Here is a 16,196-nt window from a genome sequence, read left to right on the forward strand (position 1 = left end):
TTCACATGAAATGACAAATGATAGTAAGGATGGCTGATTAGCCAACAAAATGATAAAGGGGAACACCATATGTACAACATAGGATTTGTGATACTAGATAATGCAGATGAACAAAAATACATAGATTCATTGAAAAGTACTCAGCTGCATATGCATCCAATCAACAAAGAAGAAGTAGCTGAAACAATAGCGAATTACGATGGTGTTGTTATTAATGAGCAACATATACACAATATTGGTGCGATTTGTGAATTGATTATTCTATTAAAGAAAAAATCTAATACGTTTATCTGGGTGATTTCAGAACGTATGAATAAAATGAATCATATTGTTTATTTGCAGCTTGGTGTTGATGGGATCCTAGATAACGAATCTGATCCGGAAGAACATAAACTTCTAATGATAAATGCATGTAATAGATATAATCAAACATATCCAACTATGGAAAAAACGGTAAAAAGTGAAAGTGATGCTACGGAGCTTCAATTACGTCCATGTAATTTTAGTGTCTTATTAAATGGGAAAGAAATCAGCTTAACAAAATTAGAGTTCAAAACGATTGAGTTTTTACAAACGCAGCAAGGGATTGCAGTTTCTTATGAAGATATTTACAAAAATGTTTGGGAAAACGAAGGGGCCGACAAACAGTATCGCGTGTCCAATTTGATTTTTCACCTAAGACAAAAAATTGAAACCGATGCGGCACATCCCAAATATATTAAAACAGTACGTTCCAAAGGCTACAAGTTAGCTTTATAAAAAAAGATTCATAGAATGAGTTTTAAGTGAGATCTGTCATGGCGGTTGCCCTTGAGGCAATGACGGTGGCAAAAACAAGTGAATGACGTTTTCTCTTTTTCAAGCCAACTGTTGAGCATAAACAAAATAGAGAAAATCAGTGTTCTTTTGCAAAATCCAGATAGAGAACAGCCATTCTCAGTGGAATAATAAACAAAAGGTAAACACTAATTTTCCCCTGCATTGTGAATGTATCAAAAAAGTAAACAATTGGCAAGGAAAATAGAAATAGATTGTGCGTTCTCTTAAGACAGACGTACAAAAAATTGTTTTGGGGAGGAGTTGAGAATAGATGAAAATCGGAAAAAAGTCTTATTTTATTGGACTACTGGTTATTTTGTTCAGTATTCTAGGTGTGATTTTACTTAAAAGTACAACACAAATCAAAGCGTCGGAGGAACCTATGTCTGAGCAGGCGCAAGATCTTGAGCAAAATTCATTAAGTTTACCTAAAACTAAAGCGGACCTGCATAATCAAGATATAATTACGATTCCTCAAATGGAGTCATATATGGATGGAACGAATTATTTATCACCTCAAGAAAGAACAGGTGATAAGATTACTGGGGCAATGACTGCTGACGAGTATAAACTAAGATATGAAATGTTAAATGCTCAGCAGAATGAAGCTTGGAATACAAAATACAATTTTCGTCCAGAACTCAATGTAAAAAGAGTGGGTACACTTGAGGAGTTCAGAGTTGCATATAATGATAATGCTGTATCGAAAATTGAGCTGACGGCTAATATCAGTACCTCCGGAACAACGAATGCCCCAACTCTAAGTAGAACTGAATCTATCGAGATTGATGGAAAAGGAAACAGCTTGTATTTGAGAAATGGTTCTCTGAATGTAGATGACTTAGCTAGCTTAGCCAGCTTTAAAGGAGCTTTTTCAGATGCTCCTGTATTCCATATGCATGATATTGAGCCTAGTAATGCAACTTCGGCAGGTGCAGCAGAAGCTGCGCCTCATTGGGCATTTGTGAATGGATCAGGTAGCCTAGCTGCCAATACTGGTAGACGTTTTTGGCAGTACCGAATAGGGAACATCCATACGCCGACAGGAGCTATGACCACCAATGGGAATAGTTTGATTGCTGGTCGTTTAATTGGTGGAAATCAGGCCAATATTAGTTTGTGGGGACATAATGAAATTGTTTCTGCGGCTGAAAACTTCTATACAGGTGGTCTTGATGTTGAGCCATATACCTATTATAAGGGAGCAATTGCTCGTTATAACTATTCAACGGTTTGGTTTATTCGCGATCCAAAGACAAGTGTAGATAGTACAGGAACTGGAAAGTTTCTCATTGGTGAAGGTGCATTTGTCTATTTAAATAATACAGGTTCAGGTACTACTTATCCTGGTACGTATGAATGGTATGATGAGATTAACGTAGGCAAAAACGCAACTTATAATGTAAATGTACCTGGTGTCGCTGTAGAATTTAACGTGGACAATGGGAAATTTATTGCCAATGAGGGATCAACAGTAAATCTTCTGAGTCGAGCGGGCAGCCGTCCAACATTAAGTGCAGGGTCCTTTATTTCTACACATGGTTCTACTCAGAATCCAAGTAATGTCAGCTATGAATTCAAACCAAAATCAAACTTATTTGTTATTGGAAGTAATAGTGGAGGAGTTGTTGGGTATAACTCAACAAATGGTGGTCATAAGATAGAGTTAAACGGGCTTGAATCTTTTGATATCCGAAACACATATGGTGGCACTAGTACAAACAATGCGTTTCTTCAAGATCAAACTACTGCAAGTACTCGAGGGACAAATAGTTTTGTGATCCGTAACTCGGATATTTCAACTTGGAATAATGCTGCTGATATTGACGGAGCACCTACCTATGATTATAGTAATGTTGTTGATTTTACTGTTACAACAGCTGTTGCTAATGGAGCAGTAACCAGTAGTGATAATGATTTACAAAATCAGTACAATCGACCAGGATTTAAGCGTATTTCCGGAATGAATAGTATACCAGAACTTACTTGGACACCAGTAACTGATGCGGATCTCAATCAGCGCACACAAGTGTTGATTGGTTATACTGCTGTAGGGGGAACTGAACCATTTGATGAAAATGGTGATGCAAAAGTAAAACCAGTTTATGCTGACAGTGTACGTAAAGCTTATGTGGATTATATAGATACATTAGGTAATACTTATGTTGGAATAAGTTCAAATGATACGTATGTTAATTGGAAAAGTGTTGACCACGCAATAGCTGGCTTTCAAATTGCTAAGCAAGATATGTTTGGAACACCATATCGAGCATCAATAGTTAATAATGTATTAACACCTTATAATACAGGTGAAAAAATCGCAACTACAGTAATCGATATAACCCCACCTGAACCAGCAATTGTCACAGGTGATAAAGTAACGAATGGCACAAAACAATTGATTGGTAAAGACGCTGAACCAAAAGCTAAAATTTATGTTGACATCAACGGAGTCCGCCAAACGACTGTTGGGACAGTGAATGACGATGGTACGTGGTCCTATAATTTACCTCGCTATTTAAATACAGGTGAAATAGTCCAAATCTTCCTAGAAGATAATGCGGATGAAATTACTGAGAAGCTAGACCCCGCAGTACCAGTAACCAACAGCGCTAACGGAAACATCAATCCAGCAACGGAATTGAAGTACCGTGATGCAACGTTTAAGGCGGCTACCAAATATACAGTAGAAGACGGAATTCCAGATAAGCCATTGATGGAAAAAACAGTTATTTCTACTGGCGATAAAACAACGCAAGTCGGTGATATTCTAACGTATACACTGAAAGCTACAAATGGTAAAAACGCTAGTCTTGATGCTGTTTGGCACACGGTTACGATAAAGGACACGATTCCAGACGGGTTAAAATTTGATCCTGCAACAGCAGCTGTAACAATCAATGGAGTAGCTGCTGCAGAGACCGATTTTACTTATGATGTAGATTCTCGTTTGTTGACAGTGAATGTTGGGAACCTGAAAGCAGGTGCATCCGCTACAGTAACCTTTAAAACCGAAGTTGAACAATCAGCAGTGGGTAAGGTAATCAATAACGTAGGGACTGCAACTGGTTTTTCTCCAAGAGAATCTGGTGAATTCATAGAAGGTCCTGATGATCCAAATAGAGCTCATGATGTATTTGCTAAAGATGCTAATGTAGACAATCCAGGAGGAAGTATTTTTGGAATTCTGGAGCTTGTTTCAGCGCCTAAAAATATCAATTTTGGAACAACCAAGTTTAGTCCTAAAGGAACAAACATCAATAATCCTTCTTATGAGGGTGGCGATTTAGTTGTTAAGGATGGTCGAGCAGTGCAAGAAACATGGACATTGAACGCCCGCTTAGACAAAGAATTAGCTAAAGTTGGAGAGCCTCAAACGTTTATCCCTAGAGCGATTCGTTATGTTCATCAAAATGACGAAATTACTTTGATGGGGGCATCCCAACCGATTGTTTCACGAAAAAATGCAAATAATGATCCTTACAACATCAGTGGTACATGGTCGCCTGATGGTGATGGTTTTAAATTAAAAGTAGAATCCGGTCAATCCATAGATGCTGGAAAATACGAAGCAACCATCGTTTGGGAATTAGTAGCAGGACCACCACCGGCAAATCCATAGGAATAGAGGAGAAAGTATGAATAAAAAATTATTATCTATCTTATTATCTTCTATTCTGGGGTTGGTGATAGTTACGCAGTTTTCATCAACTGTGAGTGCTGCTGAAAACCAAAATGGGGGACAAGTAACGACTGAAGGAATCATTACGTTCTATGAAGACGCAACAGAGCCGACAACGGAACCGACAACAGAGCCTTCAGAGCCAACACCGACTAGTCCTTCCGAACCCAAGGTCATAAAACCTGTTGGAAGATATCCTTCTACTGGGGAAATCATCAAAGGTTCTATTGGGATTAGCGGAATTGCTTTAGTTAGCATCGCACTTTTCCTTTTCTTTAAGAAACGAAAAAAAGAACAGGAGGCAGATAAATGAAAAAAAGATTATTGATCATTGCTGCCAGCATGCTGCTTTTAGCGACAGTGGGAACAAAAAATCCAGTGTTTGCTGAAAAAAATAATGTGATAGGGCACGGAACAGTTGAATATACTGGGGAACATCCAAAAGAACCAGTCGATCCTGAAAATCCAGTCAAACCAGTTGACCCAGGTCCAGGCCCTTCAACCGATGGAGATCTTAGATTTGAGTTTGCCCCAACGTTAAACTTTGGCAGAAGTAAAATTACTGAAACAGACCGTAATTTCTACGTAAATGCGCAACTATTTCATGATGGAACAGCAGCTAGAGGAAACTTTTTGCAAATCACTGATTCTAGGCCCGAAGGTTCAGGTTGGACGCTTCAAGTTAGGCAAGAATATCAATTTAAAAATGATGTCATTCAGGATGATAAAGAGAAAGAATTGAGAGGGGCAGTCTTATCCTTTGATAAAGCGTGGGCAAACTCTGCGTATACTCAAGAAAAATCGCCCCAACTCAGTAAAGATATCATCCAATTGAATGCACCTGGAACAACGTTTCCGGTAGCTTCTGCTGATCAAGGTCAAGGGAAAGGAACTTGGATCATTTCGTTTGGTGCGTCCGCAGATAATAGCCAAGACCAACCAAATACTCTTTTCCCTAAAGTGGATGAAAAAAATCAACCGATCTTAGACGAAAATTTTGAAAATCAGCAAGTCTATGGAAACAAAGCAATTTTTTTATCTGTGCCGGATACAGTAAAAATTCATCCAGTACAATATCAAACCGAGTTAACTTGGATATTAGCCGAGTTACCATAAAACACACACATAAAAACTAGGAGGAAACACACATGAAATTCAAATCACTATGTACACTAGCAGTAGTAGCTGCAATCACAACAGGAGCTTTAGCACCAATGGCAGCAAATGCAGCAAACAAAACATTACCTGGTAAAGGTGAAGTAACATACGAAGAAGACAGCACTACAAACAAGCCAGGAGATCCAGAAATTCCTGGTGGAACAGATCTTGATCCAGATAAAGACAAAAACCCTGATATTAACATCAATGAAGATGGCGGACCAATCACAATCGATGTTGTGTCGAATTTAACGTTCCCTAACCAAAAAATTGGTGTATCACCAGAAGCAACAAAAGCATTTGCGAATCCAGTTACTTTAACTTTGAATGATGCAGCAGAAGGAAAAGAAGCAACTAAAGTGACTCGTGGTAACTATGTACAATGGACTGACAAGCGCGCAGGAAATGACCACAAATACGAAATCAAAGCAGCATTGACTCAACAATTTACTAATGGTTCAAACAAATTAAACAATGCAACCATCACTTACTCTAATGGGTTTTTAAACTCTGATATGCCAGCAGCTAACTGGTCAGACAAACGTCCAGAATCTAACATCGTGTTAGCACAAGGTGCTGATGGTGGTGCAGGAGAGTCACAGCTAGTCTATGATAATAACAGCACTTCAACTGGAGCTCAAGGGTTGGGTACATTCTATACTGAATTTGGAACATCAACGCTTGATGTGAAAAACACTCTTGGTGAATCTTCAACTGGTACAGCAGACAAATCTGTTGAATTAATGGTTCCAGCTGGTCAAAACATTGTTAAAGGAACTTATGTTGCGGCTATTACTTGGTCAATCGAGTACACTCCAGCACCAGTAACTCCAGCACCATAATTAAAAGTAAAACATAATTTAAACGAAAATAGTCAATACTCGAGGCACTGGTTCCTTCACTGGAATCAGTGACCTTGTTTTGAGTAAAGAATGGAAGAAGGAAATTTTATGAAAAATAAACTAACATACATAGTAACAACAATTCTTATTTCAATTATTACACTTGCCGCATGGTCAACCCACTCTTTTGCACAAGAAGCCGGTGGTGCTACAGGATTTGTTTATGAAATAAAATTTCCTGAAAACCAACAAAAAGAGGCCGGTTACTTTGATTTGAAAATGAAACCAGACCAAAAACAAACTGTGCAAATAGTACTTAAAAATCCCTCCGATAAAGAAATAGCAGTAGAAACAAGCATCAATGGTGCCAAAACGAACATGAACGGTGTTTTAGAATATGGTCCAATCAAACTAAAAAAAGATGAGTCCTTAAAATATGATTTCGTTGATATTGTGGAGGCACCAGAAAAGATTGTTTTAGCGCCAAACTCTGAAAAAACATTAGACATAGACATTACAATGCCGAAAGTTTCATTTGACGGTTTGATCGTTGGAGGAATTCAACTAAAAAAAGCCGATGATGATAAACAAAAAACACAAAACGGTGCAAATGTTATTAACAAATATGCCTATGTAATTGCAATGGTTTTACAAGAAACCGACACTGAAGTAGTGCCAGAGCTGAATCTAAATAAAGTCAATGCAGGACAAGCAAACGCTCGTAACGTTGTTTACGTAGATGTTTCTAATGTAGAAGCTAACTTTCTAGATAACTTGTCGATGGAAGCTCAAATCATGTCGGATAAAAGTGATGAAGTTTTATATGAAACAAAAAAATCTTCTATGCGGATGGCACCAAATTCTAATATGACATTTCCCGTAAGTATGCAAGGGGAAGAAATGGTTGCTGGAAAGTATCGTGCTCATGTACTAGCAACATCGGGTTCTAGAAAATGGGAGTGGACAGAAGAGTTTGAAATTACCAAAGAAGAAGCGGATAAATTTAACCGAGAAGATGTTGGATTGGTGCAAGAAAAAGGCGTAAATTGGTTGTTGATCATCGGAGCAGCAATAGGCTTATTCGTGATAATATTAGTGATTTTCTTTATTATCCGTACAATCCGTAAAAAAAGAGAAGCGACAAAAAAAGCAGAACGCCGTAAAAAGAAAAAGGAATAAAAAGTGATACAGACAAATAAATGGGAGGAAGGATCATGACAACATTAGATTGGTTTTTTATTATAGGATTAGTGTTGGCGGTCCTTGCCGGCCTATTCTTTATCCTTTTTCTAATTTTAACAATCAGAACTGGGACTCAAGTAAAACATTTAAATAGGAAAAAAGCGAAAACAAAGAAGAAAAAGAAAAGACTCCGCATAGCAAGAAAGAAACTGATAAAGCGGAAAAAAAGACAACGCTCTGGTGCAATCCTATCATTGATTTTTAGTTTATTATTGGGAGCAGGGGCTTTCTACGCTTCTTATTATCAAGCGATGAACTTAACTACAGATGATTCAGATTCGATTTCTAAAGGGTATTATCTGTTAAGCGATTTTGAACAGGAATTGACAAAAGCTGGCAGTGCCTCTGAGTCACAAGAAAAAACGGTAACGAATTTACGCTATCTTGCCAACAGTATTGCTAGCTATGGAACGAAAAAGGCCAGTACGGTCAATACCCAAGAAGGACAACTAACACTAAATCGTTATTACAACGCCATGAAAGAGTTAGGCACAAATGTTATGAGAAACTATACTCAGATTTACAACAATCCTGATTTGGCAGAGAACTACCAAGAAGATGTTAAAAAAGTGAAAAAGTATGAACAAAAAGTATTTAAGCTGTACAATGTCAATGAAGCTGCTTTAGATCAGAAAAAGTAAACAATTGAGGTGATTTATCATGGAATCACAAAAACGTGCAGTCAAAAAAATTAAAATGAATGAAAAAAAGAAGTCGCAAAGTTCCCAAAAAAGCGCTTATCCTAGTAAGAAATCGAACAAACCTAAAATGAAAGGAAAGCGCTCGGGAAAATCCAAAAAAGCCTTGTTGGAAGCGAAGAAACGACGACAGAAGCATAAACGCAAAATGATGCTCTTCGAACTTTTGGGTGCAGTATTGATTACAAGTGCCATAGTGTTTATTCTTTCAATATTTTTATTTGCTTTACCTAAAGTAGAAGGTTATTCAATGGTTCCCACGCTTAGAGATGGTGATCGAGTATATGTGAATAAACGAGGGAAACTCAAAAATTTTGAGCTGGTTTATGTAAAAATACCTGGTACAAAAGAAAAAGAAATTCGCCGAATAATCGGAATGCCAGGTCAAAAAATAACATTTAAAAATGATCAGTTACAAATTGATGGGCAAGATAAGGAAGAAAAGTTTATTTTTGACGAACAACAAAAATCACAAGAAAATGGAAGATTGTACACAGATGACTTTTCAACCTTTACCTTGACTGGGAAATCTGATATTCCAGAAGGAAAGTATTTGCTGATGGGAGATAATCGTCCATACTCAGTGGATAGTCGGAATCGGGGACTTGTAGATCAAAAAGATATTATAGGTGTCGTGGAAATGAGAGTACTACCTTTGCATTTACTGCAAAGCTTTTAATTTTAATTTCATAAAGAATGTAGTAAGGACGAAGAGACTTCCACAAAATAGCGTAAAGAATGTAAGAAAATCAATATGAAAAATTGTTTGTATTAAATTAAACAATTTTTCATATTTTATTTTATAAAATTGAGAATGCTTCCAGGCTTTTCTAAAAAATAATTAGGGGGATTAAAAATGAAAAAAATGGGAAGAAAATTGTTGGGAATTATTGTTGTACTATTTTTCGTACATATGAGTAGTATAGAAAGTGAAGCAGTTCCGTCAGATCCTGAAATAGGGAGTTACAAACAGCCATCAGGACAAACCTTTGAAGCGCAAAATATAGGAGATGAAAATTTTCACTATACTCTCGCAAATGGAACAGGAGATTTGATTGAACTAGGAGAAGATGACTATTGGTATTATACTCAGTTAGATGAATCAACAAAAGAGGTAATGGCTTCAAAAAGTAGATATTTAATTGACAGACGTCCTAGCTCAGCTTTAAATTTTAAAGATATTGACAAAATAAAGAAAAAAGAGAAGTCTAAACAGAAAGTTGAAATGTCCCGATCTGAAAAAAAATGGAATAAAGAACAGAATCTTTTAGTAGTTTTAGTAGAATTCAATGATGTTCAGTTAAACTATTCAGAAGCTGAATGGGAAAAACGTATTTTCTCTCAAACAGAAAAAAGTTTGACTTCATACTATAAAGAAGCCACAAATAATGCGATCAATATTTTACCTGCAAAAGAAATGGATGGAAAACAAGATGGAATTGTACGTGTAAAACTAAATCAAAATCATCCTAATGCTGCTAACAGTTTTGACAAGGTGTTACCTAGTTTGAAGTTAGCCTTGGAAAATAGTCAAACTTTGGTTGATATTTCTGAGTACGATACAAACAAAAATGGTATTTTAGAGCAAGATGAACTTCATATCATGAGTATTTTTGCTGGATATGAAGCGTCAAGTATCAATCTAAATCCAAGTGTTTGGGGACATCATTGGGCTTATCAAGGACAAGCAACAGGCTATCCTATTGTCAATGGTGTAAAAATAAATCATTACACTGCTTTTGGTGAACGGATGTTACACAAAGATACTGATCCTACAAAACAGTATGAGTATCAATCTGAATTAGGTATCGTAGCACATGAGTTTGGTCATGATTTAGGACTGCCAGATCTTTATAATTCAGAAAAAACGATTATTCAGCAAGATGGAAAATACGTTAGTGTTTCAGATGGTGATGGACTTGGGAGATATAGTCTAATGGCTGGTGGATCATGGTTGAAAATGCCAGGGGAAGAAAATGGAGCTACTCCTCCACATTTAGATGCCTACTGTAAAGTTGAGTTAGGGATTACTGAGCCTGAAATAATAAATGAACCTAAATCGTTGAATGTCAATCATATCAGTCAACCTGATTTTAATGTAGTTCAAGTAAATACAGCAAATCCCAAAGAATATTTTTTAATCGAAAATCGCCAACTCACAGGCTATGATACTGCATTGAAAACAGTGACATATTCTAACGAGGAAGGCTACAAACCAATTGTAGCACAAGGTGGAATTGCTATTTATCATATAAATAAAAATTATCGTAGAAATTTCTCTTCTACCAAACAACTTGTCACATTAAAAGAATCTGATGAAGGTATTCTAGGTTATTCAAAATTAAAGCAGCCAAGATATTACGCGACAAATAATTATGATGGATTTTTCTATAAAGGAATGGGGGGACATGGAAAGGAACAACTAGCTGAACTGACAAGAAATACTATTCCTTCAACTAAAATATCAGATGATACATTTAGCGAATTTGATATTTTTATAAATTCTGAATCGAAAGATAAAATGAATGTCACTTTCAAAGGGCAGCCAGTTCAGGTGGATAACATAAAAATTGAGCCTAAGGAAGCGACAGTCATTGTAGGTAACACTGTGCAATTAACTGCTAGTATTTTACCGGAAAATGCTGATAATCAAAAAATAAACTGGAAGAGCTCGGATGATTCTATAGCAAGTGTATCAACAACTGGAATTATCACAGCAAAATCTGCTGGAAAAGCAATAATCACTGCAATGTCAGAAGATGGGGAAAAAATGGCGACCAGTACGATCACAGTTCCATCAGTTCCAGTATCAAGTATCAATGTTACTCCAGAAAATGTGGAATTAGGAATAGGTGGTAAACAGAAATTAGAAAGTAAAATTATACCAGAAAATGCTACGAATAAAAAAGTGACATGGACTAGTTTGAATAAAGAGATTGTAACTGTTTCTTCTGATGGAGAAATAACAGGAAAAAAAGCAGGAAACACAACTATTACGGCTACAACAGATAATGGGGAAAAACAAGCAAAAGTAGCAGTAACAGTAACGAAATATGACGATCATGGGAACTCCGTATCAGAGGCAACTAAAATGACCGTAGGAACAGAATACACAATCAGCGTAGATTATGAAAATGATGATGATTATTTTGTATTTGAATTTCCAGATCCAAGTAAAAATTATGTGATTATTTCGGACTATTCATTCACATCTTCATGGATGAAATACCGAGATCGAGAAATAGATTACACTACTTCTATAGACCGATCACGTGTTGTTTCAGAAAATGGATTAAACTATTACGGTATCCGCGGAAGAGAAATCACTCATGTGAAGGACCCGAAACAATTTGAATTCTTTTCAAGAGGACGATCTGATCAAGTTGGAAAAACCTATACAGTCAAAGTAATAGAATATGAGCCAAAGCCAATTAAGGTGAATCAAGCAGAAATGAGTTGCCTAATCGGAGAGAATATTAAATTAGATATTGAGCTACAAAATGGAATTGTAAATACAGCTAAGTACAGTGTTTTTGGTGATACGAAAGCACTGAAGATAGAAAAAGATGGAAGCATAACAGGAATAGAACCGGGAAGTGTGCGTGTATTTATTGAGGATCCACTTTCTGGATATAAAGCAGAAGTTAAAGTAGCCGTTTCGCAAAAACGTGACGATCATGGGAACTCCGTATCAAAGGCAACTAAAATGACCGTAGGAACAGAATACACAATTAGCGTAGATTATGAAAATGATGATGATTATTTTGTATTTGAATTTCCAGATCCAAGTAAAAATTACGTAATTATTTCAGACTATTCATTCACATCTTCATGGATGAAATACCGAGATCGAGAAATAGATTACACTACTTATATAGATCGGTCACGTGTTGTTTCAGAAAATGGATTAAACTATTACGGTATCCGCGGAAGAGGAATCACTCATGTGAAGGACCCGAAACAATTTGAATTCTTTTCAAGAGGACGATCTGATCAAGTTGGAAAAACCTATACAGTCAAAGTAATAGAATATGAGCCAAAGCCAATTAAGGTGAATCAAGCAGAAATGAGTTGCCTAATCGGAGAAAATATTAAATTAGATATTGAGCTACAAAATGGAATTGTAAATACAGCTAAGTACAGTGTTTTTGGTGATACGAAAGCACTGAAGATAGAAAAAGATGGAAGCATAACAGGAATAGAACCAGGAAGTACACGCGTATTTATTGAGGATCCACTTTCCGGATATAAAGCAGAAGTTAAAGTCATAACCAAATAGAAAAGAGAAGAGTCTAAGCGAATTTTCAGTACCGAGAACAAAACGAATCTTGTCTTTTGTTAGGATAATTTTATAAAGTTAAGTAAAAAAAAGGTCTTTTGTTTTGATATCTGTTATACTAGAGGCGTTGCAAGTTCCCGAAAGGATTTGTTAGAATTTCTATTATTTTTAACAAAGATGCCTTGTAACCAAATAAAATTAGGGGGAATACATTATGACAGAGAGACATTTATTTACATCAGAATCCGTTTCTGAAGGACATCCAGACAAAGTTGCCGATCAAGTGAGTGACGCAATACTAGATGCGATTTTAGAACAAGATCCAAAAGCCCGTGTGGCATGTGAAACAAGCGTTACAACTGGTTTAGTTTTAGTTTTTGGAGAGATTTCTACTACAGCTTATGTAGATATTCAAAAAGTCGTTCGTCAAACACTGAAAGATATTGGCTATACTCGAGCTAAATATGGTTTTGATGGAGACACTGTTGCAGTTCTGGTTGCAATTGATGAGCAATCGCCAGATATTGCACAAGGTGTAGATGATGCGCTAGAAACACGTGGTGACAAAGATACTAAAGATGATATTGGTGCTGGAGATCAAGGATTGATGTTTGGTTTTGCAGTAGATGAGACACCAGAACTAATGCCTTTACCGATTTCGTTAAGTCACAAACTTGTGCGCCGTTTAGCACAACTGCGTAAAGAAGAAAAACTTCCTTATTTACGCCCAGATGCAAAATCTCAAGTAACGGTAGAATATGATGAAAATGGCAAACCACAACGTGTGGATACAGTCGTGATCAGTACACAACATGATGAAGAAGCTACGCTGGAGCAGATTCAAGCAGACGTAAAAAAATTCGTTATTGAAGAAGTGATCCCAGCAGATTTATTAGATGGAGAAACAAAATACTTTATTAATCCGACAGGTCGCTTTGTTATTGGTGGACCACAAGGTGATGCTGGTTTGACCGGACGTAAAATAATTGTCGATACTTACGGAGGTTATGCTCGCCACGGTGGCGGTGCTTTTTCAGGTAAAGACGCGACAAAAGTCGATCGTTCTGCAAGCTATGCCGCTCGATATATTGCTAAAAATATCGTTGCAGCTGGTTTAGCTGAAAAAGTTGAAGTACAATTGGCTTATGCGATTGGTGTAGCACAACCCGTATCGATTTCAATCAATACTTTCGGGACAAGCAATGTGCCAGAAAGCAAATTGATTAAAGCCGTTAGAGAAAACTTTGACCTGCGTCCAGCAGGAATAATTGAAATGCTTGACCTACGCCGTCCAATCTACAAAAAAACGGCAGCATATGGTCATTTTGGTCGTACAGACATTGAACTACCTTGGGAGCAGACAGATAAAGTCGAAGCAATCAAGAAAAGCTTGATGGAGTAAACGAGGCGGCGCTACTAATGAAAATTAGTGGCGCCGTTTTGCTGTGAATCACCACGACTGGCTCCATCAGAGTGGATGATGAACAGTACTTGGCGACCAAAGGGAGCGAAGTTTCATTACTAGTGAAACACCAAACGCTATAATGCTAATAACAAATAGAAGCCAGCGACCAAGGGAGCGTAGTTACCTTACTAGTGAAGCACCAAGTATGTTAAACCAAACAACAAAATAAAAGCCAACAACCCACAAAATCAATCATCAAGTTAGTTACACTAAACTTAAAAACGCTCATATTCAATGTAAAGTCTCGCAACAGACGCAACAAAACTCTGTAAATGAATAAGTAACTATATCAAACAAAAAATAGCAAAAAGGATGGAGATACATGGAAAGAAAAACAAACGTCAAACTTGTAACGATCAGTGTGTTCGTTGCAACGTTTATGACAGCAATCGAAGGAACGATCGTTTCAACAGCGATGCCAACGATCGTAGGATCACTGCACGGCATGGAAATTATGAACTGGGTCTTTTCGATTTATTTATTAACAAATGCAATGTTAACACCGATATACGGAAAATTGGCAGATAAAGTCGGGCGCAAACCGATTTTTATGATTGGTATTATTATTTTTATTATAGGATCTTCATTATGTGGTTTGGCGCAAAATATGATCACCTTGATCATTGCTCGAGCAATTCAAGGAATTGGGGCAGGAGCGATTATGCCTGTTGCTTTGACGATTTTGGCCGATATTTATTCAATTGATAAACGTGCAAAAATGCTAGGATTAAATAGTGCAGCTTGGGGAATTGCCAGTATTTTCGGTCCTCTTGCTGGAGGGTTTATCGTAGATACTGTTGGTTGGCACTGGATTTTCTTTATTAACGTGCCAATTGGTATTGTCTTAATGGGCTTGATTGCTTACTTTTTAGTTGAACCAAAACGAGAAAAAAGCAAGGTACCGATGGACATTTTGGGTAGTATTCAACTGATGTTAGTCCTATTGACCTTATTATTAGGGTTTCAATTGATTGGCGATGGCGGTTTTGATTTAAAAGTATTTCTGTGCTTAGGAGCTTCTGTTCTATTTTTTATCATTTTCATTTTGGTGGAAAAAAGAGCCAAAGATCCTGTTATTGATTTGATGCTATTTAAAAACTCTACATTTGTGATCGTTAATATTGTAGCAGCGTTGATCAGTGGCTTTTTGATGGGAGTAGAAGTCTATATTCCAATGTGGATGCAAGGCGTACTAGGAAAAAGCGCTGGAATTGGTGGTTTAGTATTAGCACCAATGTCGATTTTATGGATGGTAGGGTCATTTATTGCCAGTAATTTGATGGAAAAATATACGACAAAACGAGTCTTGACAATTGGGTTAAGTATTACGTTGCTTGGAGGTATTTTCTTAGTATTAGTGCCAGCAACGATTTCATTTGTTTGGTTTTTTGCGATTTCCTCTGTTTTAGGGATTGGTTTTGGGATTACAATCACAACAACCACTGTGACAGCCCAGAGCAGCGTGGATCCTTCTGAAATGGGTGTTGCAACATCATTCAATACCTTAGCTAGAACGATTGGTCAAACGTTGATGGTGTCGATTTTTGGTGTGATCATCAATGCCGTAACAACTTCAGAGTTAGCTAAAAGTACCTTGAAGGTTGACTCAGATGTTATGAACCAGTTGGTTAATCCGCATACAGCTAATACAATTCCAGCTGATTTACTTAAACCTTTGCGTGGCATGCTTTATGCTGGTCTGCATAATGTCTATGTAGTTGGTATTGGGCTAATCATCATTGCAATGATTTTGAATATCAGTGTCAAAAAGAAATTAGCGTAACAAAGGAGTTATGATTTTCTTAAAAAAAAAGGACCATATTATACGTAAATTTGGCACATAAAGTTCATATTTACTTTGTATTATATAGATATACCAAAAGACAACAACTGAAGCAAAACGTTTTTCATTTTTAACTCCTCCTCCGCTCGTTCTTCTTAGAAGAACGAGTTTTTTTGTTATATAGATAGTTAATCAAAAAAAGTCGATTTAATGCTACAATAATAGAAA

Annotated in this window: 11 protein-coding genes and 1 riboswitch; all 11 genes read left to right on the forward strand. The window is 36.8% G+C overall.

All coding sequences use genetic code 11. The features are described from left to right. The first annotated feature begins 69 nt into the window (after positions 1–69). The 11 genes from ATZ35_RS07755 to ATZ35_RS07805 all read left to right on the forward strand — a co-directional run bounded on the left by ATZ35_RS07755 (position 70) and on the right by ATZ35_RS07805 (position 15,968). Positions 70–759, forward strand: coding sequence for a winged helix-turn-helix domain-containing protein (locus tag ATZ35_RS07755; protein WP_208930248.1), 690 nt, complete (start codon positions 70–72; stop codon positions 757–759). A 331-nt stretch (positions 760–1,090) separates the two neighbouring features. Beyond that, a complete protein-coding gene (locus ATZ35_RS07760; protein ID WP_208930249.1) occupies positions 1,091–4,441 on the forward strand; it encodes an isopeptide-forming domain-containing fimbrial protein in 3,351 nt (1,116 codons plus the stop codon). A 16-nt stretch (positions 4,442–4,457) separates the two neighbouring features. Further along, entirely contained in the window at positions 4,458–4,814 is a 357-nt protein-coding gene (locus ATZ35_RS07765; protein WP_208930250.1) for an LPXTG cell wall anchor domain-containing protein, read from the forward strand. Continuing rightward, positions 4,811–5,617 carry a WxL domain-containing protein gene (locus ATZ35_RS07770; protein WP_208930251.1) on the forward strand — a complete coding sequence of 269 codons (807 nt, stop codon included), beginning with the start codon at positions 4,811–4,813 and terminating at the stop codon, positions 5,615–5,617. The genes ATZ35_RS07765 and ATZ35_RS07770 overlap by 4 nt, the downstream gene beginning before the upstream one ends. Positions 5,618–5,649: 32 nt before the next feature. After that, complete coding sequence (locus ATZ35_RS07775; RefSeq protein ID WP_208930252.1) at positions 5,650–6,501, forward strand: WxL domain-containing protein; 852 nt, start codon at positions 5,650–5,652, stop codon at positions 6,499–6,501. Between the two features lie 108 nt (positions 6,502–6,609). After that, positions 6,610–7,680, forward strand: coding sequence for a WxLIP family cell surface protein (locus tag ATZ35_RS07780; RefSeq protein ID WP_208930253.1), 1,071 nt, complete (start codon positions 6,610–6,612; stop codon positions 7,678–7,680). Positions 7,681–7,715: 35 nt separating this feature from the next. Then, the gene (locus ATZ35_RS07785; protein ID WP_208930254.1) at positions 7,716–8,384 is read left to right on the forward strand and encodes a hypothetical protein; all 669 of its coding nucleotides are present in this window, start codon (positions 7,716–7,718) and stop codon (positions 8,382–8,384) included. A gap of 19 nt (positions 8,385–8,403) precedes the next feature. Beyond that, positions 8,404–9,120, forward strand: a complete 717-nt coding sequence (gene lepB, locus ATZ35_RS07790) for a signal peptidase I (protein ID WP_244148225.1) — start codon at positions 8,404–8,406, stop codon at positions 9,118–9,120. Positions 9,121–9,297: 177 nt separating this feature from the next. Beyond that, complete coding sequence (locus tag ATZ35_RS07795; RefSeq protein WP_208930255.1) at positions 9,298–12,720, forward strand: Ig-like domain-containing protein; 3,423 nt, start codon at positions 9,298–9,300, stop codon at positions 12,718–12,720. A gap of 122 nt (positions 12,721–12,842) precedes the next feature. Continuing rightward, positions 12,843–12,937, forward strand: a riboswitch (SMK box riboswitch). Next, positions 12,935–14,122: a methionine adenosyltransferase gene (metK, locus tag ATZ35_RS07800; RefSeq protein ID WP_208930256.1), complete on the forward strand. Its 1,188-nt coding sequence runs from the start codon at positions 12,935–12,937 to the stop codon at positions 14,120–14,122. (Overlaps the previous riboswitch by 3 nt.) Before the next feature lie 385 nt (positions 14,123–14,507). Then, on the forward strand, positions 14,508–15,968 hold the full coding sequence (locus ATZ35_RS07805; RefSeq protein WP_208930257.1) for an MDR family MFS transporter: 1,461 nt from the start codon (positions 14,508–14,510) through the stop codon (positions 15,966–15,968). Positions 15,969–16,196: the final 228 nt, after the last annotated feature.

This window comes from Enterococcus rotai, from assembly GCF_001465345.1.
Taxonomy (GTDB): Bacteria; Bacillota; Bacilli; order Lactobacillales; family Enterococcaceae; genus Enterococcus_L; species Enterococcus_L rotai.